17 protein-coding genes and 1 tRNA gene are annotated in these 23,318 nt (G+C 63.3%); 13 read left to right on the forward strand and 5 right to left on the reverse strand.

Features of this window, described 5'->3' with window-relative positions:
- Nucleotides 1-32: 32 nt before the first annotated feature.
- A complete protein-coding gene (locus tag ACE3OA_RS12520) occupies nt 33-3,545 on the reverse strand; it encodes an indolepyruvate ferredoxin oxidoreductase family protein (protein WP_374311644.1) in 3,513 nt (1,170 codons plus the stop codon).
- A gap of 207 nt (nt 3,546-3,752) precedes the next feature.
- On the opposite strand from ACE3OA_RS12520, the gene ACE3OA_RS12525 reads away from it, so the two are divergent.
- From ACE3OA_RS12525 to ACE3OA_RS12545, 5 genes are all read left to right on the forward strand, one after another.
- Complete coding sequence (locus ACE3OA_RS12525; protein ID WP_374311119.1) at nt 3,753-4,451, forward strand: DUF1345 domain-containing protein; 699 nt, start codon at nt 3,753-3,755, stop codon at nt 4,449-4,451.
- A gap of 14 nt (nt 4,452-4,465) precedes the next feature.
- Nucleotides 4,466-5,923 (forward strand): phenylacetate--CoA ligase family protein, encoded by a 1,458-nt coding sequence (locus ACE3OA_RS12530; protein ID WP_374311120.1) that lies wholly within the window; start codon nt 4,466-4,468, stop codon nt 5,921-5,923.
- On the forward strand, nt 5,920-6,639 hold the full coding sequence (locus ACE3OA_RS12535) for a hypothetical protein (RefSeq protein WP_374311121.1): 720 nt from the start codon (nt 5,920-5,922) through the stop codon (nt 6,637-6,639). The genes ACE3OA_RS12530 and ACE3OA_RS12535 overlap by 4 nt, the downstream gene beginning before the upstream one ends.
- A gap of 91 nt (nt 6,640-6,730) precedes the next feature.
- Entirely contained in the window at nt 6,731-7,321 is a 591-nt protein-coding gene (locus tag ACE3OA_RS12540) for a hypothetical protein (protein ID WP_374311122.1), read from the forward strand.
- 87 nt (nt 7,322-7,408) lie between these two features.
- On the forward strand, nt 7,409-8,143 hold the full coding sequence (locus ACE3OA_RS12545) for a hypothetical protein (RefSeq protein ID WP_374311123.1): 735 nt from the start codon (nt 7,409-7,411) through the stop codon (nt 8,141-8,143).
- A 727-nt stretch (nt 8,144-8,870) separates the two neighbouring features.
- Here ACE3OA_RS12545 and ACE3OA_RS12550 read toward each other — a convergent pair.
- Nucleotides 8,871-10,658 (reverse strand): long-chain fatty acid--CoA ligase, encoded by a 1,788-nt coding sequence (locus ACE3OA_RS12550; RefSeq protein ID WP_374311124.1) that lies wholly within the window; start codon nt 10,656-10,658, stop codon nt 8,871-8,873.
- A gap of 106 nt (nt 10,659-10,764) precedes the next feature.
- Here ACE3OA_RS12550 and ACE3OA_RS12555 point away from each other — a divergent pair, with 106 nt between their 5' ends.
- From ACE3OA_RS12555 to ACE3OA_RS12570, 4 genes are all read left to right on the forward strand, one after another.
- Nucleotides 10,765-12,567 (forward strand): M3 family oligoendopeptidase, encoded by a 1,803-nt coding sequence (locus tag ACE3OA_RS12555; protein WP_374311125.1) that lies wholly within the window; start codon nt 10,765-10,767, stop codon nt 12,565-12,567.
- Entirely contained in the window at nt 12,564-13,307 is a 744-nt protein-coding gene (locus ACE3OA_RS12560) for a hypothetical protein (protein ID WP_374311126.1), read from the forward strand. Before ACE3OA_RS12555 ends, ACE3OA_RS12560 begins: the two co-directional genes overlap by 4 nt.
- A gap of 51 nt (nt 13,308-13,358) precedes the next feature.
- Nucleotides 13,359-14,102 (forward strand): alpha/beta hydrolase, encoded by a 744-nt coding sequence (locus ACE3OA_RS12565; RefSeq protein ID WP_374311127.1) that lies wholly within the window; start codon nt 13,359-13,361, stop codon nt 14,100-14,102.
- A gap of 75 nt (nt 14,103-14,177) precedes the next feature.
- Nucleotides 14,178-15,767 carry an amidohydrolase gene (locus tag ACE3OA_RS12570; RefSeq protein ID WP_374311128.1) on the forward strand — a complete coding sequence of 530 codons (1,590 nt, stop codon included), beginning with the start codon at nt 14,178-14,180 and terminating at the stop codon, nt 15,765-15,767.
- Between the two features lie 16 nt (nt 15,768-15,783).
- On the opposite strand, the gene ACE3OA_RS12575 is transcribed toward ACE3OA_RS12570, so the two are convergent.
- Complete coding sequence (locus ACE3OA_RS12575; RefSeq protein WP_374311129.1) at nt 15,784-16,107, reverse strand: hypothetical protein; 324 nt, start codon at nt 16,105-16,107, stop codon at nt 15,784-15,786.
- 246 nt (nt 16,108-16,353) lie between these two features.
- Nucleotides 16,354-17,259: a homocysteine S-methyltransferase family protein gene (locus tag ACE3OA_RS12580; protein WP_374311130.1), complete on the reverse strand. Its 906-nt coding sequence runs from the start codon at nt 17,257-17,259 to the stop codon at nt 16,354-16,356.
- Nucleotides 17,260-17,543: 284 nt separating this feature from the next.
- Here ACE3OA_RS12580 and ACE3OA_RS12585 point away from each other — a divergent pair, with 284 nt between their 5' ends.
- Nucleotides 17,544-19,178, forward strand: coding sequence for a mechanosensitive ion channel family protein (locus ACE3OA_RS12585; RefSeq protein ID WP_374311131.1), 1,635 nt, complete (start codon nt 17,544-17,546; stop codon nt 19,176-19,178).
- 28 nt (nt 19,179-19,206) lie between these two features.
- On the opposite strand, the gene ACE3OA_RS12590 is transcribed toward ACE3OA_RS12585, so the two are convergent.
- Nucleotides 19,207-19,280, reverse strand: a tRNA-Gly gene (locus ACE3OA_RS12590).
- A gap of 178 nt (nt 19,281-19,458) precedes the next feature.
- Between ACE3OA_RS12590 and ACE3OA_RS12595 the strand changes: the two genes are divergently transcribed.
- The 3 genes from ACE3OA_RS12595 to ACE3OA_RS12605 are packed head-to-tail and all read left to right on the forward strand — an operon-like array spanning nt 19,459 to nt 23,039.
- Complete coding sequence (locus tag ACE3OA_RS12595) at nt 19,459-20,691, forward strand: ABC transporter substrate-binding protein (protein WP_374311133.1); 1,233 nt, start codon at nt 19,459-19,461, stop codon at nt 20,689-20,691.
- A gap of 6 nt (nt 20,692-20,697) precedes the next feature.
- Nucleotides 20,698-22,413: an ABC transporter permease gene (locus tag ACE3OA_RS12600; protein WP_374311135.1), complete on the forward strand. Its 1,716-nt coding sequence runs from the start codon at nt 20,698-20,700 to the stop codon at nt 22,411-22,413.
- Nucleotides 22,410-23,039, forward strand: coding sequence for an ATP-binding cassette domain-containing protein (locus ACE3OA_RS12605; RefSeq protein ID WP_374311137.1), 630 nt, complete (start codon nt 22,410-22,412; stop codon nt 23,037-23,039). Before ACE3OA_RS12600 ends, ACE3OA_RS12605 begins: the two co-directional genes overlap by 4 nt.
- The last annotated feature ends 279 nt before the right edge of the window (nt 23,040-23,318 follow it).

A 23,318-nucleotide genomic window follows, 5' to 3' on the forward strand; every position in this document is an offset into this window, starting at 1 on the left:
ATCTGGGCGCCGGGTTTGGGCGCCGGATTGCCCTATTCGGCGGCCTGGTGCTGCGACGCCACGTCGGCATGGTGATGCGGTGCCTCGAACTTGGCCAGCAACGCCGCCCGCTGGCTGCCGACCCGCGCCATCGCCGCTTCCTTGACATGGCCGAAGCCCCGGATCTGCTCCGGTAGGGCGGCAAGGGCCACCGCGGTCGCATGATTGGCGGCATTGAGCTTGCCCAGCAACGCCCCGATCAGCTCTTCGTAATCGACGATCATCTGCCGCTCGGCACGCCGCTCCTCGCTGAGCCCGAAAATGTCGAAGGCGGTCCCGCGCAGGCTCTTGAATTTGGCGAGCAAGCCGAAGGCCCACATCATCCGTGGCCCGAATTCCTGCTTTTTGAGATGACCCGTTACCGCATCGCGCTTGGCCATCAAGGGCGGCGCCAGGTGGAAGTGCAGCTCGTAATCGCCGTCGAAGCGGTCGCGGATCTCCGACAGGAAGCGGCCGTCGGTATAGAGCCGCGCTACCTCGTATTCGTCTTTGTAGGCAAGGAGCTTGGCATAGCTCCAGGCGACGGCCTTCGCCAGGGCATCGCTGCCCGGCATCACGGCCTGTTCCGCGGCAGCGACCCGGTCGACCAGCGCCTGGTAACGCGTGGCCAGGGCGGCATCCTGGTATTCGGTGAGGTGCCGGCGGCGATGGGCGACGATGTCGGCCAGCGTTTCGGGAACGATTTCTTCCGCCTGTGCCGGTGCAGCCGCGCGTTCCACGGCTTTGAGATCGAGTGCCGCCTGCCGGCCCCAGGCAAATGACTGCCGGTTGCTCTCGACCGCGACGGCGTTGAGCTTGATCGCCTGGTCGATGGCCGCGGCACTCACCGGAATGAGGCCGCGCTGGTAGGCATAGCCCAGCATGAAAAGATTGGTGGCGATGGAATCGCCCATCAGCGCGGTGGCGATGCGGGTGGCGTCGATGAACTCAATGGCGCCGGCGCCGGCGGCCTTGGTCAGAATCTGCTTCAGATCGCCGGCCGGGAAACTCCAATCCGCATCGCGGGTGAAATCGCCGGTCGCAATCTCATGCGTGTTGATCAGGGCCTTGCTGCGGCCGATATCGAGCTTGGCCAGCGCATCGAAAGAGCCGGAGACGACGATGTCGCACCCCAGCAGCAAATCGGCATTGCCGGCGGCAATGCGTGTCGCAAAGATGTCGCCGGGCTTCTCCGAGAGGCGCACATGGCTGAAGACCGCGCCGCCCTTCTGCGCCAGCCCCGCCATGTCCATCACCGAACAGCCCTTGCCTTCGAGATGCGCTGCCATGCCAAGGAGGGCACCGATGGTGACGATGCCGGTGCCACCCACACCTGTCACCACGATGTTATAGGTGCGCTCGAGACTGGGCAGCGTGGGCTCGGGGAAGTCCGCGGCGTCCAGTTTCTTCGGGTGCGGCTTGCGCAAGGCGCCGCCATGGATCGTCACGAAGCTGGGGCAGAATCCCTCGACGCAGGAGAAATCCTTGTTGCAGCTTGACTGATCGATCTGCCGCTTGCGTCCCAAAGCGGTCTCGGCCGGGGCGATGGCGACGCAATTGGAGACCTTGCCGCAATCGCCGCAGCCCTCGCAGACACGTTCGTTGATGAAGGCGCGCTTGGGCGGGTCGACCATCAGCTTGCGCTTGCGCCGGCGGCGCTTTTCAGCAGCACAGGTCTGGTCGAAGATGAGCACGGTGACGCCGGGGATAACGCGGAGGTCGCGCTGCACGGCATCGAGCCGGTCGCGATGATCGATGCTGGTGCCGCCGGGGAACTGGCTGTCCGATCCGTATTTCTCCGGCTCGTCGCTCAAGATCGCAACGCGGCCCACACCTTCGGCGGCGACCTGCTGCGCCACCATGGCGACGGAGAGCGGCCCGTCCATCGGCTGGCCGCCGGTCATGGCGACGGCGTCGTTGAACAGGATCTTGAAGGTGATGTTCACCTTGGCCGCCACCGCCGCGCGGATGGCGAGGAGACCCGAATGGTAATAGGTGCCGTCGCCCATGTTCTGGAACACATGCTCGGTCTTCGAGAACGGCGCGCGGCCGATCCAGGTGCCGCCTTCGCCGCCCATATGGGTGAAGGTCGAGGTGTTGCGGTCCATCCATTGCGACATGAAGTGGCAGCCGATGCCGGCCAGCGCCACGCTGCCCTCGGGCACCTTGGTCGAGCTGTTATGCGGGCAGCCGGCGCAAAAGTAAGCGATGCGCTTGATCGGCGGGTTGAAGCCCTTCAGTGCCGCTTCCTTGGCGTCGAGGAACTTCAGCCGCTCATTGATGCGCTGGCTGGTGAGGTAGCGCTCGATCCTTTTCGCGATGACGCGGGCGATGCGGGCCGGCGTGAGCTCGTCGGCGGAAGGGAGAATCCAATCGCCGCTCTCGTCGAACTTGCCGATGACGCGCGGGCGGACATTCTCGCTCCAGTTATAGAGCTGTTCCTTGAGCTGGTTCTCGATGAGGGCGCGCTTTTCCTCCACCACCAGGATTTCCTCGAGCCCTTCGGCGAACTGGCGGATGCCGTTCCGCTCCAGGGGCCAGGTCATGCCGACCTTGTAGAGGGAGAGGCCGATCTCACGCGCATAATCCTCGTCGATGCCGAGGTCTTCAAGCGCCTGGCGGACGTCGAGATAGGATTTGCCGCAGGTGACGATGCCGAAGCGGCGCTTGGGCCCATCGATCACCGCCTGGTTGAGATTGTTGGCGCGGGCATAGGCAAGGGCGGCGTAGAGCTTGTATTTGTGGAGACGCATCTCCTGCTCGAGCGCCTGGGCGGTGGCAAAGGGCGAGGCGGGGAGGCGGATGTTGAGGCCACCCTCCGGCATGTCGAAATCGGTGGGAATGTTGACGTGGAAACGCTCCGGGTCGAGCGAGACGGAGCCGGAGCTTTCGGCCGTGTCCGCCACCACCTTCATCGCCACCCAGCAGCCGGAATAGCGCGACATGGCCCAGCCATGCAGGCCGTAATCGAGAATCTCCTGGACACCGGATGGGTTGAGGACCGGAATCCCCGCATCCATGAACGCATATTCGCTCTGATGCGCCGTGGTCGATGATTTGCAGGTGTGGTCGTCGCCGGCCAGCAGCAGCACGCCGCCATGTTTGGCGGAGCCGGCCAGATTGCCATGGCGCAGCACGTCGCCGCTCCGGTCGACGCCGGGGCCTTTGGCGTACCACATGGCGAAAACGCCATCATATTTGCTGTCGCCGAACAGGTCGCTCTGCTGGCTGCCCCAGATGGCGGTGGCCGCCAGGTCCTCGTTGACGCCCGGCTGGAACTGGATGTGGTGACGGTCGAGGAAGCTCTTGGCCTGGGTGAGGGCAAGGTCGATGCCACCCAGGGGCGAGCCGCGATAGCCGGTGACATAGCAGGCGGTGTTGAGGTTGGCGCGCTCGTCGCGGCGGCGCTGCATCATGGGCAGCCGCACCAGGGCCTGGAGGCCGGTGAGATAGACACGGCCCGTGTCGATTTCGTATTTGTCGTCGAGCGAGACGGTGGCAAGTTTCGTCAAGGAAGCGGCCTCCACAGGCAAAAGATGGGGCTTCGCACGGCCCGTTTCCAGCGACGATCTTCCGATTCCGCCAGCTTGTCCAGGGGCTTGGATGTATGCTGAATAACTAGTTCGATTTGGTCGCAACTTCCCCGGCGTGATAGCGTGAAATTGCGTGCCGGCCGGCGAAACGGCACGACTATTGTTGCTGCAATGCAGTGGGCATCAAGGGCGGAATCAGGGATGGCGGATCAACCGAGCAGAAGTTCCGGGCGCTATGATGCGCTGGGTCCGCATTTCGCCGCCCGGCAACGCCTACTGGCCGGCGCCGTCGCCGCCTGCGTTGCCTATGGCGGCCTGTGGTCCGTCGGCATCGCCGGCCCGCTGCTGGTGGCGCTGGCCTGGGATTTCGGCGCCGTCGTCTATCTGCTGCTCACCTGGGTGATGATGCTGCGCTCGACCGCCGACCATATCGCGCGCCGCGCCCGTCTGTTCGACATCAGCCTCGGCGAGATCGTCATTCTCACCGGACTTGCCGCCGCCTTCAGCCTTTATGCCGCCGCCGGTGTGCTGGGCGCTGCCAAGGAACAAGCGGATGGCAGCAAGGCACTCTTCCTCGCGGTCGGGGTGGGCACCATCGTCCTTTCCTGGTTTTTCGTGCACACCCTGTTCGCCGTCCACTACGCCCATGAATTCCACGACGAAGACCGCGAGGCGGTTGGAAAGCCACGCGGTGGCCTGGATTTCCCCGGTGAAAGGCAACCCGACTATTGGGACTTCGTCTATTTCGCGGCCGTCATCGCCATGACCTGCCAGGTCTCGGATGTCAGCGTCGACAGCCGCGCCATGCGCCATCTGGTGACGGCCCATGGCATCATCAGCTTCTTTCTCAACACGGTGATCGTGGCCCTGGCCGTCGGGATCGCCGCCAGCCTGATCTAAAGGGACCATCTTTCATGCAAGCGCGCGACCATTTCCTCACTACCTCGCTGGACGATCTGCTGGCCCGGGGCGAAAGCGGCGACGGCTTTCCGGAAGCCGCTGGGTTGCTGCGGCGTGTCGCGGGCGAGGTGCCGGCCTATGGCCAGATACTCAAGGAGAAGGCGATCGACCCGGCCGCGATCCGCAGCCCGGCCGATTTTGCGAACCTGCCGCTGCTCGACAAGGCGAATTATGTCCGCCGCTTCAGCCAGGACGAGGTGGTCTTCGGCGGCGATCGCGGCCGCTGCGATTTTTATGCCGTCTCCTCCGGTTCGACCGGCGAGCCCACTTTCTGGCCGCGCGCGGCGGCCGACGAATATCCGGTCGCTGTCCGTTTCGAGCAGGTCCTCCATGACATGTTCCGGGCGCATGAAAAACGCACGCTCGCCATCGTCTGCTTTGCCATGGGAACCTGGGTCGGCGGCATGTTCACCACCTTCTGCCTGCGCGCCGTGGCCGAGAAGGGCTACTGCGTGATGATCGCGACACCCGGCAACAAGCCGGACGAGATCCTGCGCATCGTCGAAAAGCTCGGCCCGGATTTCGACCAGACAATCCTCCTCGGCTATCCGCCCTTCCTGAAGGAAGTGATCGATGCGGGCCGCGCCAAGGGGCTGGATTGGGGCCGCTTCCATCCGCGCCTCGTGCTGGCCGGCGAGGTCTTCAGCGAGACCTGGCGCGAATTGATGGCCGAGCGCGCGGGCGTCGAGGACATCATCCATTTCGCGGCTTCCCTCTACGGCACGGCCGATGCCGGCGTGCTGGCACAGGAAACGCCGCTCTCCGTCGCCATCCGCCGGTTCCTCGCCAAGCGGCCGGACCTCGCGCAGGCGATCTTCGGCGATACACGCCTGCCCACCCTTTGCCAATACGATCCGGCGGGTCGCTATTTCGAAGTGGTGGACGGGACCCTGGCTTTCAGCGGCGACAATGGCGTGCCGCTCATCCGCTATCACATCGCCGACCGCGGCGGCATCATGACCTATGCCGATATGATGGCGCGCCTCGCAGCAGCCGGCTTCGACGCGAGCTTCGTGCTCAAGCATCGCCGCCAGCCTTTCGTCTGGGTGTTCGGCCGGGCCAATTTCACCATCTCCTATTTCGGCGCCAACATCTTCCCCGAAACGGTGAGCCTCGCCCTCGAACAACCCACGGTGCGCGGCTTCGTCACCGGCAAATTCGTGATGGAGGTGAAGGAAGGCCTCAGTGACAAGCCGGCCTTCGCCCTTGCCGTCGAACTGGCCCAAGGTGTCGCGGCAGCGGATGCCATCTCGGAAGTTATCGCCGAGACCGTGCTCGGCACCCTGCGCGAACTCAACAGCGAATTCGCCAACTACGTGCCCTCTGATCTGCAGCGCCCGCTGATCACACTCTATCCGCAAGGCCACCCGGACTACTTCCCAGTCGGCGTCAAACATCGCTACAGCAGATGAAGACAGGCGATACCCGACGTAGCATCGTCGCGAAGAATCTGCCGTTGCGTTTGGTGCCGCGACGCACGCGGGTCATGATATGGCTCGTCTTCGTCTTGGCTTGGTGCGGGATGACCTTCAGCTCCCTCGTGCCCGCGCTATATGCAATGTATCGGCCTCATTTGCCTTGGGAGCGTGTGCATTCAGGTGGTGGCGACTTTTTTTCGGCAATCTTTTTGACGGTCGGAGCTGTTCTGTTGGTGCGTGCGGTGATGGCGGCGCTGCCGAACAGCCCGTACCGATATCTGGAAATCGATGAGGAAGGCCTCACGCGTCGAGACTTTAGCAAGCTTCAGTATGTTGCCTGGAAGGATATCGAGTGGATATCCGTCGTCGAACGGTGGCAAAGTCGTGGCAAAGGCCGGTCGCGACATTGGTGGGTCCTTGCCGAGAATTCAGCAAACGCCTTTGAGCATGATGCCGACCGTCGCATCCAGGCTGCGTCCCTGGCGTATGATGCAAATGAGTTCAAACCGCTCATCGGTGGTGGTGGAGAGACGGCCGAACAACTCGTCAGTCTCTTGCGCGAAGGATTGGCGAAGGTGAAGAGGGGCGAGCCAATCATTGCCTTGCCCGTGCCGCCTCTCTTGCAGAGTTTAGCCGTTGAGATGCAGATGGAATTGCCGGCAAGTGAGGGTCGGAGGAACGACGGCAGTACGAGCGCTATCGAACGCTGAACGAGGAAGCCGAGTGTCGCAATCGCAAGAAATGAAACTGCCATTTAGGGTCGTTCCACATCGGGGCCAAATTCGCCTTGGCGCCTTCTTGATGGGCACGCTGATTGCTGTCATCGACCTGCTATTTGTTCGGGCAGCGCTGCAGGGCGCGTTTTCTTTATCGTCGCTCTCAGCCATGGCGGTGCTGCTGTTCGTCGCCAATGCCTGGTATGGGGCCGTTTTTGTTTCCTGCCTGCAGCGCGGTAGTCCCTTGGACCATATCGAAATCGACCAAGAGGGGATCAGGCGGCGGTATATGTTGCGGTCCAGAAAAGTTCGCTGGGATGAGATCGGGCAGTTTGCTGTCTTGGAGCACATACCTTTCTTTGATCGCGCCAGAAGACGTTCATGGTTTTTGCTTGTCGAGCCACTAAAAATATCCCGGGTCGATAGCGATAGGATCCGCCGAGCGCTGTTTGCTGTCGATGCTGCCGAGTTTGGCCCGATGAGTGCGACCGGACAGGAAACCGGAGCGTTGCTGGCAGATTGGCTGAACGAGTTGCTGACGCAATCGCGCCGGGCGCCGCTGCCCGATCAAGTTTCTGTGCCACGGGAACTCTTGATGTCTGTATCTGAATACGCGTCCGGACTGGGTGAGAAGCCGCCTCTCGGCAAGGCACGACGCAGCACGGTTGAACGATGAATTCGACGGTAAGAGCATAAATGCAGTCAGGCGTGTCTGCGGTCATGGGGGCGGATGATGAAGGAGGGGGCATTGGAGAACGGGGATTTGCGCAGGATCGATCTGCCGATACGTCTGGCGCCCAGCCGGCAGGCGGCGCTTTTCGGGGCTCTTTTCATGGTGGTCTGGCTGGGGATGCTGGTCTTCATCTCCTCGAAGACGGTACCGGACGCCATCCAGGACATGAGGAACTTCAAGGACAACCCCTCGATCATTCTCTTTATCATCGTGCCGCTTTTCATGTTCTGCGCTGGCGTGCCGATGTTCGTGTTTTTCGCGGCGCGCTTCCTGCCTGGCAGTCCCTTCGACCATCTCTCGATCCGGGAGGATGGCGTCGTCCGACGCCTCACCTGGAAAGTGAAGGAGGCGAAATGGCCGGATATTCACCAATTCGATTGCATCCAGCGGACCCGCAAGACCAAGAACGGATCGCAGGTCTATTGGCTGGTCATGGCGGAACGCGCAGGCGCCACTGCGCGCGATCCTGATCAACGCGCCAAGGAGGCCTTGCTCTCCTTCGTCAGCGGCACTTTCGCGCCGGCCTTCAACAACAAGGCGGAATTCGCGCGCTTCCTCACTGACTGGCTTAACGGCCTGTTGGGCAACGTGCGGTCGGGCCGGCTGCACAATCCCATTTCCATGCCCGCCGCACTTGCCGACGCACTCCGCTACACCCCCGAGGCGGGGTCCGGCCACCGGCACGCGCCAAACGAGATCGGCCTGCGGCCAGTGAAGGATCCGGCGAGTAAGTCTTCCGCGCGCAAGAGCGTCATCGAACGCTGAGGGTGTTTCCGCAGCACCCCCACCCCCACCCCAACCCCTCCCCCTGAAGGGAGAGGGGCTTTGGACCGCGCTTGAACGATCAACCTCGCTCCAGGAACCCTCTCCCTTCAGGGGGAGGGCAGGGTGGGGGTGTAAGCGAAGGTTCGCACCTAGGACGCGTAGTTCCCTTTTTGTTCTTGACAATTGGCTAGGAATTTGATACTAGTATGCTGGTGCACACAGTCCCTCCGGTGCCCATCCGGAATCGCTCGGTTGTCTTCGGCGCAAGCCCCGGTCGGGGCGCAGGCCGACCATATCGCTCCCCTTCCACCGGGGGCAGCCTGGGCCGGTGGCTGCAACCGGCCTCCCGGATCGGCTGGATGAGCGATCCCCCGCGAGTCCCGGGTCACAGGACGCTCCCCTCGGGCCGCAGATGGATATGCCGGCCCCCGCTGGACCCGACGCGGTGACCGGGTTCCCCTCCTGGGACGGCAGGCAGCCGCCCACGTCGCGGCCGAGACGAAACGGCCGCTTGCTGCCCGAGCGATTCCCGATGGGGATGGGAGCGGTGAGGTTGGTGAGAGTTTTCAAATCGGCCCCCACTCAACCCTCCCCCTGAAGGGAGAGGGCTTTTGGGCCTGAGCTCGCGCGAGCGTTGCAGCAAACTCGGTGAGATTCCCTCTCCCTTCAGGGGGAGGGTTAGGGTGGGGGTGCGCTTCAGGTGACGGATGCGGGCCAGAACGGCGCTCTACCCCCGCTCATACATCTTTGCAATCGATCCGCCCCACTTTTCGCGGATCTTGTGGCGTTTGATCTTGAGGCTCGGCGTCAGCATGCCGTTGTCGATGGTGAAGCCTTCCGGCAGCAGCGTATAGCGGCGGATCTTCTCGATCGGCGACAGGCTGCCGTTGACGCGGTCGATGACGGAACCGACGGCCTTGTGGAAGTCGGAATTGTCGGCCAGGGCTGCCAAATCCGCGCTGCCGTTTTTCGCCGCCCAATCCCTCGCAAATTCCTCGTCGGGCACGATGAGGGCAACGAGGTGCGGGTGCTTGTCGCCATGGACCATGGCTTGGGCGATTTCCGGCTGCAGGACCAGGAAGCCCTCGACCCGGGCCGGCGAGACATTATCGCCGCCCGACAGCACGATGATATCCTTCTTGCGGTCGGTGATCTTGAGATAGCCGTCGGCGTCGAACTCGCCGATATCGCCGGTGTGCAGCCAGCCATCGACCACGGCCTTGGCGCTCGATTCCGGATCGCGCCAATAGCCGTTCATGACCGCTTCGCCCTTCACCAGGATCTCGCCATCCTCGGCAATGCGCGCGGTGAGGCCGTCGAAGATCGGGCCCACCGTATCGATCTTGATCTTGCTCGGCATGTTGGCGCTGATGACCGGCGATGCTTCGGTCTGCCCATAGCCCTGCAGCAGGCGGACACCCAGCGCCAGGAAGAAGATGCCGATCTCGTAATTGAGCGCGGCGCCGCCCGAGACGAAGGCCTTGAGCTGCCCGCCGAAACGCTGCTGCACCTTCTTGCGCACCAGGGCGTCGCACAGTTTGTTGAGCAAAGTTTCAACGAAGGTGAGGGAGCCCGGCTGCTCATAAGCCTTCCGCCCCAGGCGATAGGCGAGCCAGAAGAGTTGCTGCCGCAACTTGGGCGCCTTGGCGAGGCCGCGCAGGATCTTCGTATGCACGGCTTCATAGAGCCGGGGTACGGCGGTCATGATGGTCGGCCGTACTTCGGCCATGTTGTCGACCAGCCGCTCGATGCTTTCGGCATACCAGATCTCGGCGCCGATCGAGATGGGTAGGAACTGGCCCGCCGTATGCTCGTAGGAATGGGAGAGCGGCAGGAAGGAAAGGAAGCGATCGTCGCCGAGCCCCACGTCGAGCAGCAGCTTATAGGCGCCCTTGATGTTGCAGAGGATGGAGCCATGGCTCAGCATCACGCCCTTCGGTGTGCCGCCGGTGCCGGAGGTGTAGATGATGCAGCAGGTATCGCCACGCGTCTGCAGGCCGAGGCGCCGGTCGATCTCGGCATCCTTGCTTTCCGTCCCCGTCGCCTCGTGCCAGTCGAACTGGCGGAACGGCATCTGCAGGGGCTTGTCGGGATGATCCATGGCGATGACGAATTTCAGCTCCGGCGCCTGGAAGGCTGCCGGCAGCAGGCGGGCGGCAATGGTGCCGCCGGAATAGATGACGCCTTTCGCCCCGCTATGGGTGAGGATATGGCGATGGTCCTCGCTGGTATTGGTTGAGAAGGCCGGCACGGTTATGGCGCCGGCCGTCATGATGGCAAGATCGGCGATCAGCCATTCCGGCCTGTTTTCGGCGACCAGGGCCACGCGGTCGCCGGGTTCCACACCCTGGGCGATCAAGCCGCTGGCCAGCGCCCGCACCTCGGCCGCCGTCGCCGCCCAGCTTGCCGGCTGCCAGCTTCCATCGGCGCGCCGATAGGTGAGCGGCTTGTCGCCGAGCTTGGCCGCCTGGTCGAAAAACAGGCGCGGCAGGCTGGCGATCCGGTCGTAATCCATGCTTTTGGCCGCTCCCCCGACAATAACCCGATGGGCGCTTGGCGCACCCGTCTGAATCCCCATATAAGGTGGCCATGACGCAATCAAGCCCATGAGCGTGACAAATATGACTGCTGCACCTGCGAAGCCTGTTGAAAAACCTGATCTCGGCCCCTTGCCCAACTGGAATCTGGCCGATCTCTACGCTGCGACCAATGACCCCGCGATCGAGCGCGATCTCCAGTCGCTCTCCGCCCAATCGGGCGAGTTCAAGCGCAGATATGAGGGGAAGCTTGCCGGCCTCTCGGGTGCCGAACTGCTGGCCGCGTTGCTCGCCTATGAAAAGATGCAGGATCTGGCCGGTCGCGTCGGCTCCTATGCCCAGCTTGCCTATGCGGGCAACATGGCCGACCCCGAGCTGGCGCGCTTCCAGCAGAACATCTCGGAACGACTCAACCTCATCTCGGTCGAGACGCTGTTCTTCACCCTCGAGATCAACAAGATCGAGGATGCGGTTCTGGCCAAGCAGCTGACGCATCGGCCGCTGCAGCGCTATCAGTCCTGGCTGGATGCCGTGCGCGCCTTCCGCCCGCATCAGCTTTCCGACGAGGCCGAGCGGCTGCTGCATGAAAAATCGATCTCCGGCCGCCAAGCCTGGAACCGCCTCTTTGACGAGACGATGGCGGAACTGCGCTTCGACGTCGATGGGCAGAAGCTGACCAGCAACGAGGTTCTCAACCTGCTGACCGATCGCGACGGCGCCAAGCGCAAGGCGGCGGCGATGGGGCTCAACAAGGGCCTCAAGGAAAACCAGCGCATCTTCGCACTCGTCACCAATACCTTGGCCAAGGACAAGGAGATCGAGGACAAGTGGCGCCAGTTCAAGCGCCCGGTCTCTTCGCGCAACCTCGCCAACCAGGTCGAGGACGAGGTGGTGGACGCGCTGGTGGCAGCGGTCAAGCAGAGCTATCCGAAGCTCAGCCACCGCTACTACAAGCTCAAGGCCAAATGGATGGGCGTCGAGGCGCTCGATTTCTGGGACCGCAATGCGCCGCTGCCGCGCGACGACGACCGACTCATTCCCTGGGCCGAGGCGACCAAAAGCGTGCTCGACGCCTATCATGAATTCTCGCCGGAGCTTGCCAATGTCGGGCGGCAATTCTTCGAGAAGAACTGGATCGACGCGCCGTCGCGGCCTGGCAAGGACCCGGGCGCCTTCGCGCATCCGACCGTGCCGTCGGCGCATCCCTACCTGCTCCTCAACTATCATGGCCGCACCCGCGACGTGATGACCCTGGCGCATGAACTGGGGCACGGCGTGCATCAGGTGCTGGCGGGACCACAAGGTGCGCTGCTGGCCGACACGCCGCTCACCTTGGCGGAGACGGCCTCCGTCTTCGGCGAGATGCTGACCTTCCAGTCGCTGCTGGCGCGCGAGCAGGACCCGGCCAAGCGCCGCATCCTGCTGGCCGGCAAGGTCGAGGATATGCTCAACACGGTCGTGCGCCAGATCGCCATGCACAATTTCGAGACCGTCCTGCATGACGAACGCCGCGCTGGCGAAGTGATGCCGGAACGCATTGCCGAGATCTGGCTGGAGACGCAGCGCGAGGCGCTGGGGGCGGGGATCAAGTTGGATAAGGACAGCGCCTATGGCGTCTACTGGTCCTATATCCCGCACTTCATCCATGTGCCGTTCTATGTCTATGCCTATGCTTTCGGTGATTGCCTGGTGAACTCGCTTTACGCGGTCTATCGCGGTGCCAACGAAGGCTTTGCCGAAAAGTATCTCGACATGCTCAGGGCGGGTGGCACCAAGCGGCACAAGGAATTGCTGGCGCCGTTCGGATTGAATGCGGCCGATCCCGCCTTCTGGTCGAAGGGCCTCGGCGTCGTCTCCGGCTTCATCGACGAGCTGGAGGCGATGTGAGCAAGCGGGCTTCGGTCCCGCGCGAGTTCGAGGATCTGCTCACCCCGGCCGGCCTCCGGATTTTAGGCGGCCGGGCCGATCTCTGCGGCGCCCTGGCCGACCCCAGGCGCCGCTTCCTGGCGCTTGACGGCATGGTCGCCAAGGGCAAGGCGGATGCGCTGCGCCTGGTGCTCGAGGAACATCTGCTGCCGCTGCTCACGCCCATGAGCGATCCGATCCCGCCGGAAACGATCTGGGAGATGAAGCACGATTACGAAGAATGGCTACCCAAGACCGTGCGCGTGCAGACCGCCTATCTCGAGCGCAAGCGCGATGCCGCGTCGCTGCGCGCGCAGGAGCTGGGTGTCGTCGACCTGCTGAAGTCGGAGAGCATGGCGGTCTTTGCCGAACAGATCGCGGGACGCAGGCTTGACCGCAAGAGCGGCCAGCAGGTGCTCTGCTACGGCCCCGGCGACTATGCCGGTCCGCATAACGACCATCATCCGGAAAACGCGCGCGCAGCCGGCGGCTATCTCGACCTCCATCTTTCGCTGTCGTCGAAAGGCGTCGACCACCAATATCTGGTTTACGCCAAGGGCGGGCACTTCACCGAGATGGTGCCGGTGCATGGGTTGGGGTTCCTCACCATCTATCGCCTGCCGTTCTGGCACTACACCACGCCGCTGCAAGCCAAGCCTGGCAAGACAGATGAGGCGCGGCGCTGGGTGTTGCTCGCAACCTACCTTTACGCCAAGGCGTAACAAGAAACCCGGTTCCCGCGAATACAGAGGCGTACCAGCGGGCTAATGCAAATGCAGAATCTTTTGATCGCGACGGTTATCGCCCTTTCGATCGGCATGGTCATTGTCGACCGTCAGGCCATGGCAGAGCCGGTCGACCTGGTTGCAGCCGATGGAACCACCGTCTATGGCGAGGTCTGGTCCGCGGGAAAAGGCGCGCCGATCCTGCTCGCCTTTCATCAGGCGTCGTCCAGCCATGGGGAATACGCGCCGCTTGCGGAAAGGTTTGTGGCTGCGGGCTTCACCGTTCTCGCCATCGACCAGCGCTCCGGCGGGAATCTTTTCGGGACCAATGCGACAGTTGAATTGCGTGGCGCGTCGAGTACCTATGAATCCGCCCTGATGGATCTTGAGGCGGCGTTGTCATGGGCGAAAACGACCGATGGCTCCGTGCCGATTGTCGTGATGGGATCCAGCTACTCGGCGTCGCTGGTCTTTCTGTTGGCGGCGGCTCATCCTGGAGAGATCGCCGGTCTCGCTGCATTTTCGCCGGGCGAATATCTTTCCGACGACCATGCCGTCCGTCGCGCCGCTGCCAAAGTGAACGTTCCCATCTTCATCACGCAAGGCGACGGTGAGCAAGCGAATTCCGGCGTCATTCTGGCCTCGGCTGCCAGTTCGGCAAAGGCACAGTTTATGCCGAAATCTGGTGGCGTACACGGCGCCTCGACGTTGCGCACTGACAAAAATCCCCGCGGCGCCGCCGAGAATCTGCAGGCTTACTTGTCGTTTCTAAGTCAGTTCAGACGTCCCTGACACGATACGCCTGTGGCTCTGCCGTGTGCCTTGCGCTAGCATCCCGCGCGACATCAGAATCGCCGGGAGATATCCATGAGTGTCAGCGCAGAAAAGCAATTCGTGCTCGATTGGGTGGCTGGCCATGCCAGCCAGCTTTCCAAATGGCACGAAGTGATCTGGCATTTCGCCGAGCCGGCGTTCCGCGAATACAAATCCTCCGCCTGGTATGTCGAGAAGCTGCGTGCCGAAGGTTTTGAGGTCGAGGCTGGCTCCGGCGGCATGCCGACGGCGTTCATGGCCAGCTGGAAGAACGGCGCCGGGCCGACCATTGCAACTTACGTCGAATACGATGCCGTTCCTGGCAATTGCCAGGCGGCGACCACGCGGCAGGAACCGCGCAAGGGTCTCTCCAAATATGCGCCCGGCCATACCGATCCGCATTCGGCGCTCGGGATGAGCGCCTTCGGCGGCGCGCTCGCCACCAAGGCGGCGATGGAGAAGTTCGGCATCAAGGGCACGCTCAAGGTCTTCGGCGAACCGGCGGAGAAAGTGCGGGCGTCGAAGCCCATCCATGCCGCCAAGGGCTATTACGACGACCTCGATGCGGCGGTGAGCTTTCATCCCGCCTATATGCTGCCCATGGTCAATACCACGATCTGGGACACCCATTGCGGTGTCGGCTATAACTACATCTATACGTTCACCTGCGATGCGCCGCAGGATTGGATCGCGTCCGACAAATACAGCCCGATCCCGCAGAATCATCTAGCCGCGCGCGCACCCGGCGCCAATGACGCGCTCATCCATTTCTATTCGCTCAATGAAAGCCTGCGCCGCTCCATGCTGCCCTTCACCGGGCTGTGGAGCTTCAACGAGGCGATCCTGACCGCGGGGCAGGCGACCGCCGACAATCTCACGCCGCAGATATCGCAGATCGACTATATGCTGCGCACGGATTCGATCGAGCAGGCGGAGATCATCAGCAATGTCATGGACAACAATGCCGAGGCGGCGGCGAAAGCCACCTTCTGCAAATGGAAGAAGACCTGGGTCGCAAAAAGCCGGCCGGGCCTAGCCAATCACACGATCGCCCAGGCGACCTATGACAATCTGGCCCTCGTCGGCGCACCCAAATGGGAAGGCGAGGCGATCCGCGTGGCGCAGGAGATGCAGCGCAATCTCGGCCTCGATCCGATGGAGAAGCCTTTCCTGCCGGCGACCGAAAGCCTGATCTCGCCGCAGGAATGCGAGCGGCTGATGCGCAAGCAGATGCCGGAATGGCAGAAGTATCTCACTTCCGACGATTATCCGGACTACACATGGCATTGCCCGACCGTGCGCCTCATCGTGGCGCGGCCGATGTTGTCGGCGCCGCAGGGCTATACCTATCCGGATTGGGTCGCGAACGCGCTGGGTGGGATTCCCGCCACCATCGATCCCATGATCCAGACGTCCGCCAAGACCATCGGCGCCACCCTGCTCGATCTTTTCAGCAAGCCGGACCTGCTGCAGGCCGCGACCGACGAGTTCAACGAGCGCACCGGCGGCGGCATCGGCGGCAGCAAATGGCTGGCGCCGCTGCTGCCCAAGGACTTCAAGGTCCCGCACCAATATCGCTGGCCGGAATACATCACCACCGCCCGCGGCGAGGAATGGACCATTCCCTACCGCGACGATGAGTGAGACCGGGTAAGCGGTTCTAGCTGCTCGGTGCCTGCCGGCCGGCATTGCGCAGGGCGGTGCCCTCCTTGCTCGACGGGGCCAGCGTGAATTCGTGCCTGTCCGTGTTGATTGGCAGGTAGCAGGTCTCCGGCCCCGACTTCATCTGCCGCAATTCTTCCTCGCTGCAGATCTGCTGCATGGCCTTGTTGGCAATATGGGTTGAGGTGGCGTGGGCGGGCATCGGTGCCCCGAGATTGCTGCTGACGGCGTAGCCGAGGCCGGCCAGCGCCGCCAGAATGACCATATCGACAATGCCGATATGGCGCTGTGAGCGTTCCAGATACTGATGTTCTACCGTCATTTCGAGCCTCCTGGCCGACAGATGGGCGACCGTGGAAAGCAAAGCATTCCTGATGTCGTTGTCGGGATATGGGGGATCGATGGGCCAAGGCCCAATTCATTCGTCAGATATCGACTATTGCCGCGAATGATCTGGCCGGTGCGAGACCGGGTCCAATCTGCACATGTGGGAAATTGGGAGGAGGGGGTTGTTTTGCAAGCCCCCTCGCGCATCCCTCAAACGCGTTGTGGGTTTGTCGCCCTGGGGTTAGGCGAGTTTCTCTTTGAGTGCCGCGATATGCTCCGGCCCGATGCCGCAGCAGCCGCCGATGATCTCGGCGCCGCGTTGCTGCCAGTCCTTGGCAAAGGCCAGGTAGCCCTTGGGATCGAGATCGGCGCGGATGTCGCTCAGCGTGCCGTTGGCTTCCTCTTCCTCGTTCCGCGGCGGGAAGGCATTGGCATAGCAGCCGACCTTGATGCTTGAGCCGAGCCGTTTCAATTCGGCCCGTGCCACATCGATGGCGTTGCCCATCACTTCCGGCTGGCTGCAATTGAACAGCAAGGTGGCGGCGCCCAGTTCATGCGCGAGCTTCGCCGCCTCGACCACGGTCTCGCCGGAGCGCAGGCGCGGGATCGCGGGATCGGGATGTTCGTCCTGCAGGGTGAACGACAGCCACAGCGGCTTCGAATCGCCTTTGAGGCCCTTGGCCACTTCGCGGGCTTCATCCAAGGCGCTCTGCGTTTCCGCGAGCCAGAAATCGACATGCGGTTTCAGGCCGGCGATGAGCGGCTTCAACAGGTCTTGCGCCTGCGCCGCATTGAAAAGATCGGGCCGGTAGGAACCGAACAGCGGCGGCAACGATCCTGCAACCCGCACCGCCTTGCCGGATTCCGTGACCGCCTGGCGCGCGAGGCGCCCGGCGAGGTCGGCCAGTTCCTGGCCGCGCGCGGCAAAGCGCGCGTCGCCGATGTGGTAGGGCACCACGGCATAGGAATTGGTGGTGATGATCTCAGCCCCCGCCGCAATGAAGGCGGCATGCGCACGGCGCACGAAATCGGGTCCCTCGAGGAGCGCCAGCGCCGACCATTCCGGCTGCTGGAATGGCGCACCCATCCGCAACAATTCGCGGCCCATGCCGCCGTCAAGGAGGGTGATCTGCGTCGTCTCAGTCATCGGAAAGCCTCATTACAAGCGTGTTTCTTCGGATTTTGGTCGGTTGTTCGCCGGGTATCGGAGCCCGATTTAGCATCTAGGATAAGGTTCCGCAAACCACCGTAAGTTGCCCCGGCCGATTTGGGACAAAATGCCGATCAACCGCTCGTTTGACCTGCGTCAAAGTCCCCGGTTCTCAATCATATCAGGATGTTTTTCGGAATTAACGCGCCTTCGCGGCTGCCTTATCCGGCGCTGCGGCCGGGGTATAGAAATTTCGCGAACAGTTCGGCAGGGGGAGTTCGATGACCACCTACTTGCGAAACACCTTTAGAGTCGTCCTCCTCGCAGCAGCGATCCTTCTGGCGCCTCAGGGCGTCGCTTGCGCGCAGCAGGCCGACCTTGGCGATACTGCAGCGACCCAGAATGAAGCAACGCTTTCCTATCTGAACCGGCCGATCTTCACGTTCCGCAGCAATATCGGCACGACGACGCCGGCCGAGCGCGCCGCGCGCTCCCACGAACGGATGATCGAACTCTCCGACGACGTACTGGCTCAGCCAATCGCGGTGCAACCGGTCACCTGGGGTGACAAGAGTGGTGTGATACTTTCAATCGGCGGCAATCTGCTGTTCGGCATTGCCCCTGGTGACGTCGATCCCGAATACCCGCTGAGCGTCGATTTTCTGGCCGAGGAAGCGAAAAGCAAACTGGAGGAAGCGTTCGCGGCGCGGCTGGAGCAGAAGAGACTCCCGGTCCTTCTGCGCGGTGTTGGCCTTTCGATCGCCGCCACCTTGCTGCTGGCGGTGGTGACCTGGATTGTCTGGCGCTTGCGCCTGCGGGTTGGCGCCTGGTTTCACCGATTGATTTCGTCGCGGATCGAAAAGGCCGCCAAGGGCCATCTGCAATGGCAACAATATGGCTATGTACTGACCGCCCGGCTGGTACAACTGGCGACTGGCTTCGCCATTCTCATCCTGATTTATCTGTGGCTGGCATTCCTGCTCGGCCAGTTTCCGATCACGCGTCCGGTGGGGGATCGGTTAGGCGGCTTCTTCGTCGAGGTGGCGAGCGATCTGGGCTTGAAGGCGGTCAGCGCCATTCCCGGCATCATCACCGTGGCCGTGATTTTCCTGATCGCCCAGGCATTCAGCAGCGCCATGTCCAATGTGGCCGTGGCCGTCGAAAGCCGCCGCGTGGCGCTGCCCTTCGTGCAGCCGGATACGGTGCGCGCGACGCGGCAGATCCTGCGCTTCATCATCTGGGGTGTCGCTCTGGCGGTCGCCTATCCCTACATTCCCGGTTCCGACAGCCTGGCCTTCCAGGGACTCAGCGTGCTCTTCGGCTTGATGATCTCGCTGGGTTCGACCGGCGTCGTCTCGCAGATGATGAGCGGCACCGTGCTCGCCTATACGCGTGCCCTGCATGTGGGCGATTTCGTCAGCATCGGCGAGGTCGAGGGGATGGTGTCGGAGGTGGGAGCGATCTCGACCAAGCTCGTCACCATGAGCAACGAGGAAGTGACCATTCCGAATTCGGTGCTCATTGAAAATTCGATCAAGAACTACTCGCAACGCTTCGCCAGCAGCGCGTCGCAGATATCGACCAAGATCACCATCGGCTACGATACGCCCTGGCGCCAGGTGCACGCCATGCTGTTGATGGCCGCCGACCAGGTCGACGGTCTGTGCAAATCCCCGGCGCCCTATGTCTTCCAGCGCGCGCTGACCGATTTCTATACCGAATATGAACTGTTTGCCGCGGTGGAAACGCCGATGGAACGGCTTGGCGCCTTGTCGGCGCTCCATGGCAAGATCCAGGACGTCTTCAACACCTACGGCGTCCAGATCATGTCGCCGCAATATTACGAGCAGCCACCCGAACCGTTGATCGTGCCGAAGGACAAGTGGTTCACGGCGCCCGCCAAGGACCAGGAATAGCGGAGCTGCGGCGATGGGGAGAGGAAGTTGGAGCGGGTGAGGGGAATCGAACCCCCGTCGTAAGCTTGGGAAGCTTCTGCTCTACCATTGAGCTACACCCGCAGGGCGGCCCGCATAGCGGGGCGGCTGCTGGGGGCGATTTATAGGGGATCGCGGCGCCGGGTTCAAGACGCTCGACCCCGATCCCGCTGGCCGATTGCGTCGCCGTGGTGAAACAATCTACGGTTTCCCGCGTATAGAATCGCTGGAAGACAGCAGGGATGGCGGGAGAGATGGGCAGATGACGACAGGTTCGACCCGACGCGACGTGATTCTGGCCGGGTTGTCCCTGGGGCTGACGGTGCCGCTCTGGGGCCAACCGGCCCGCGCCGACACGCCGCCGGCAAGCTTTGACGCGGCCCTTGCCGCCGCCCGTGGCCAGACCGTCTATTTCAACGCCTGGGGCGGCGACCAGCGGATCAACGACTATATCGCCTGGGCGGGACGTGAACTGGCGGCGCAATTCGGCGTCACCCTCCAGCATGTGAAACTCGCCGACACCGCCGAAGCGGTGACGCGGGTGCTGGCCGGCAAGATCGCCGGGCAGACGGATGGCGGCGGCATCGACCTCATCTGGATCAATGGCGAGAACTTCGCGGCGATGAAGCGGCAGGATCTGCTCTTCGGCCCGATCATCCATCTGTTGCCCAATATGAAGTTCGTTGATCCGCTGGTGAAGCCCACGGTTCTGTCGGACTTCACGGTGCCGACCGACGGCTATGAATCGCCCTGGGGCATGGCGCAGCTCGTTTTCTTTCACGACAGCCGGCGCGTGCCCCAGCCACCGCGCTCGCTGGCGGCGTTGCTGGCTTTCGCCAAATCCAATCCAGGACGCTTCACCTATCCGGCGCCGCCCGATTTCATCGGCTCGACCGTGCTCAAGCAGTTCCTTCTGTCGCTCGCTGTCGATCGCACGCCGTTCGACCATCCGCTCGATGCGAGCGGCTTCGCGCGCATGACCGCGCCCTTGTGGGATTACCTGGCCGACTTGACGCCGCATCTGTGGCGGGCCGGGAAAAGCTATCCGACTTCCAGCACGGCGCTGCGGCAATTGTTGAACGATGGCGAGATCGACATCTCCATGGCCTTCAACCCGGGCGATGCCTCTTCGGCGATTGCGCAAGGCCTGCTGCCGGACACGGTGCGCAGTTTCGTGCTCGATGGCGGCACGATCGGCAATACGCATTTCGTCGCCATTCCCTTCAACGCCAATGCCAAGGCAGGCGCCTTGGTCGTCGCCAACTTCCTGCTGTCGCCGGAAGCGCAACTGCGCAAGGAGAATGCCGATATCTGGGGCGATCCCACCGTGCTGGAGATGAAGCTGCTGCCGCCCGAGGCGCGGCTGGCCTTCGACGCCCTGCCGCGCGGGATTGCAACACTCTCCGCGGACGCGCTCGGCCCGGTCCTGCCGGAGCCGCATCCCAGCTGGATGACGGCGATCGAGGCGCGCTGGACCCAGCTCTATGGCCATTGAGGCCGCGTGAGAGCGCGGCGCGACATCCGCCTGCAGGTCGATACCGGAAAGCTCGCCCCGGCGGCGGCGCTTTTGCTGCTGGTGGGGTCGATCTGCCTCGGCCTCGTCTTCGTCCTGGCGATCGGGTTCGGCTACCTGCCGGCGCTGGGAGGGCGGAGCTTGTCCCTGGACGCTTTCCGCACCTTGGCCGACGATCCGCGCACCTTGCCGGCGCTGGGCACCACGCTCCTTGCCGGCACATTGGCGACACTGGCGGCGACCAGCGCAGCCTTTGCCCTCGTCGCCCTGGTCGATCCGTGCGGCGCGGCACGGCAGGGCTGGCCGCAACGTCTGGCCGTCGCGGTCCTTGCCGTGCCGCATGTCGCCATGGCCCTCGGCCTCGGTTTTGTCCTGGCACCGTCCGGCTGGTTGATGCGCGGCCTTGATGCCCTGACCGGCCTGCTGCCTCTGCCGCCGGATGTGGAACTGGTGCCGAGGGAGCAAGGCCTCACCCTGGCCCTTGGCCTCCTCCTGAAGGAGACGCCGTTTCTGTTCGTGGCCATGGCGACGGCCCTGCGCCAGATCGGGCCGGCGCAGCACATGCTGGTGGCGCGCGCGCTCGGCTACAGCGACGGCATGGCCTGGATGAAGCTGGTCCTGCCGCGGCTTTATCCGCTGGTGCGGTTTCCCATCCTCGCCGTTCTTGCCTATGGCCTCTCGGTGGTCGACATGTCGCTGATCCTCGGGCCGACGACTCCCGTGACCTTGCCTGTTCTCATTCTGAAATGGACCAACGACCCGGATCTTGCGCAGCGCTTTCTGGCGGGTGCCGCTGCCCTGCTTCAGGTGTCGCTCGTGGCGGCGGCGATCCTTACATGGTGGCTCGGCGAGCGCGCGGTGGTTCGCGTGGCGCGCGGCTGGTTGAGCCGGGGCGGGCGGCGCTGGCCGCGGATCGTGTCGGTCCCGTTCGCTGCGACCCTGCGCGGTGTCGGCATCGCCTCCGTCGCGCTGACGTTCCTCTCGCTCGGGGCGTTGTTGCTCTGGTCGCTCGCGCAGAGCTGGCGCTATCCGTCGCTCTTTCCCGACGCGTTCAGTCTTTCTGGCTGGCAGCGCAGCCTTGCCGGCTTGTGGTCGCCGCTCGCCACCAGCCTGCTGTTGGCTGTCATTGCGACGACCTTGTCTCTCGTTCTGGCCCTTGCCTGCCTGGAGCATGAGCGGCGGCTCAGCAAATCGGTCGTGCGCGCGGCCGAGAAATGGTTGTTCCTGCCCCTGCTGGTGCCGGAGGTGAGTTTCCTGCTGGGTCTGCAGATCCTGCTGCTGCTGATCGGCTGCAACGGCAGCTGGGCCGCGGTGCTGTGGATGCATCTGCTCTTCGTCTTCCCCTATGTCTTCCTGACCCTGAAGGACCCCTGGCGCTCGTTCGATCCGCGCTATGAGCGGGCGGGCGTGTCGCTGGGGAAATCGCCCTGGACGGTGTTCCGGCAGATCAAGCTGCCGCTGTTGCGCGGTCCCCTGGCCTGGGCGGCGGCGGTCGGCTGTGCGATCTCGCTCTCGCTCTATTTGCCAACCGTTCAAGGCGGGGAAGGGCGCATCGCCACCCTGGCCAGCGAGGCCGTTTCCTTAAGCGCCGGAGGCGATCGCCGAGTCGTCGGCGTCTACGGAATCCTGCAGGCCGTCGCGGCGGGCCTGTTCTTCATCCTCGCCGTGCGGATCGCGCGCCCTCGTCATTGGCGGGCGCCATGAGCCACCTCAGCCTGCGCGCGGTCGAACTCTTCAAGGAGGGCAAGCGTCTTCTCGGCCCGATCGACTGCGAGATCGAGGCGGGGCGGCCAGTCGTTCTGATGGGACCCTCGGGGAGCGGCAAGTCCAGCCTGCTCAATTGGCTGATCGGCGCCTTGCCGCCGGGTTTCATGGCACGCGGCCAGGTCCTGCTGGATGGAGTCGACATCGGGCATCTGCCGACGCAGGCGCGAAGGTTAGGAATTTTGTTCCAGGACGACCTGTTGTTTCCGCATCTTTCTGTCGCCGAGAATCTGGGCTTCGGTCTCCCGGCCGGGCTGCCGGCTTCGGAACGGCTGGCCCGGATCGAAGCGGGCCTTGCCGAAGCCGAGCTCCCTGGGCTCGGTCCACGCGATCCGGCGAGCCTTTCCGGGGGCGAGCGGGCGCGGATCGCCTTGATGCGCACCCTGCTCGCCGAACCGCGGGCCCTGCTGCTCGACGAGCCGTTTGCCAAGCTCGATGTTGCATTGCGAGGCAGGTTTCGCAGCCTCGTCCTGGAACGCGCGGCGGCGCGCAACCTTCCCGTGCTTCTGGTCAGTCACGACCCGGCCGACTCCATGGTCCCCGGGGGAACCACGATCAGCCTCTGAGAGCGCCTGCCGGACCGGCTGGCGGCGGCAAATTATGCCGACGAACAGGTTTAAGAAATGCCCCCAGAATCAACAAAAATGGAGACTTCCGGGGAACCAATTGTGACGTTCGGGCTTTTGACATCGCTGGGACGTTTACCTATAGTGCCAGAGATGTCAGCACTCGGGCTGGCTTCGCCGGGGGATTTCTACTGGTTTGACCGGTTTTCGAACTCAGCCGAGGTTTAAGGCATAAGCCGAAGTCGGGGATGTTGCGAAGCGTCTATGGGCGACGCATCG

Source organism: Dongia sp. (genome assembly GCF_041906375.1).
In the GTDB taxonomy this organism is placed as follows: domain Bacteria; phylum Pseudomonadota; class Alphaproteobacteria; order Dongiales; family Dongiaceae; genus Dongia.

What these genes read in the sequence shown, in the direction of transcription:
- ACE3OA_RS12525 (WP_374311119.1), top strand. Translation starts at nt 3,753, where the DNA reads ATGGCGGATCAACCGAGCAGAAGTTCCGGGCGCTATGATGCGCTGGGT.
- ACE3OA_RS12530 (WP_374311120.1), top strand. Translation starts at nt 4,466, where the DNA reads ATGCAAGCGCGCGACCATTTCCTCACTACCTCGCTGGACGATCTGCTG.
- ACE3OA_RS12535 (WP_374311121.1), top strand. Translation starts at nt 5,920, where the DNA reads ATGAAGACAGGCGATACCCGACGTAGCATCGTCGCGAAGAATCTGCCG.
- ACE3OA_RS12540 (WP_374311122.1), top strand. Translation starts at nt 6,731, where the DNA reads ATGGGCACGCTGATTGCTGTCATCGACCTGCTATTTGTTCGGGCAGCG.
- ACE3OA_RS12550 (WP_374311124.1), bottom strand. Translation starts at nt 10,658, where the DNA reads ATGGATTACGACCGGATCGCCAGCCTGCCGCGCCTGTTTTTCGACCAG.
- ACE3OA_RS12555 (WP_374311125.1), top strand. Translation starts at nt 10,765, where the DNA reads ATGACTGCTGCACCTGCGAAGCCTGTTGAAAAACCTGATCTCGGCCCC.
- ACE3OA_RS12565 (WP_374311127.1), top strand. Translation starts at nt 13,359, where the DNA reads ATGCAGAATCTTTTGATCGCGACGGTTATCGCCCTTTCGATCGGCATG.
- ACE3OA_RS12570 (WP_374311128.1), top strand. Translation starts at nt 14,178, where the DNA reads ATGAGTGTCAGCGCAGAAAAGCAATTCGTGCTCGATTGGGTGGCTGGC.
- ACE3OA_RS12575 (WP_374311129.1), bottom strand. Translation starts at nt 16,107, where the DNA reads ATGACGGTAGAACATCAGTATCTGGAACGCTCACAGCGCCATATCGGC.
- ACE3OA_RS12580 (WP_374311130.1), bottom strand. Translation starts at nt 17,259, where the DNA reads ATGACTGAGACGACGCAGATCACCCTCCTTGACGGCGGCATGGGCCGC.
- ACE3OA_RS12585 (WP_374311131.1), top strand. Translation starts at nt 17,544, where the DNA reads ATGACCACCTACTTGCGAAACACCTTTAGAGTCGTCCTCCTCGCAGCA.
- ACE3OA_RS12595 (WP_374311133.1), top strand. Translation starts at nt 19,459, where the DNA reads ATGACGACAGGTTCGACCCGACGCGACGTGATTCTGGCCGGGTTGTCC.
- ACE3OA_RS12605 (WP_374311137.1), top strand. Translation starts at nt 22,410, where the DNA reads ATGAGCCACCTCAGCCTGCGCGCGGTCGAACTCTTCAAGGAGGGCAAG.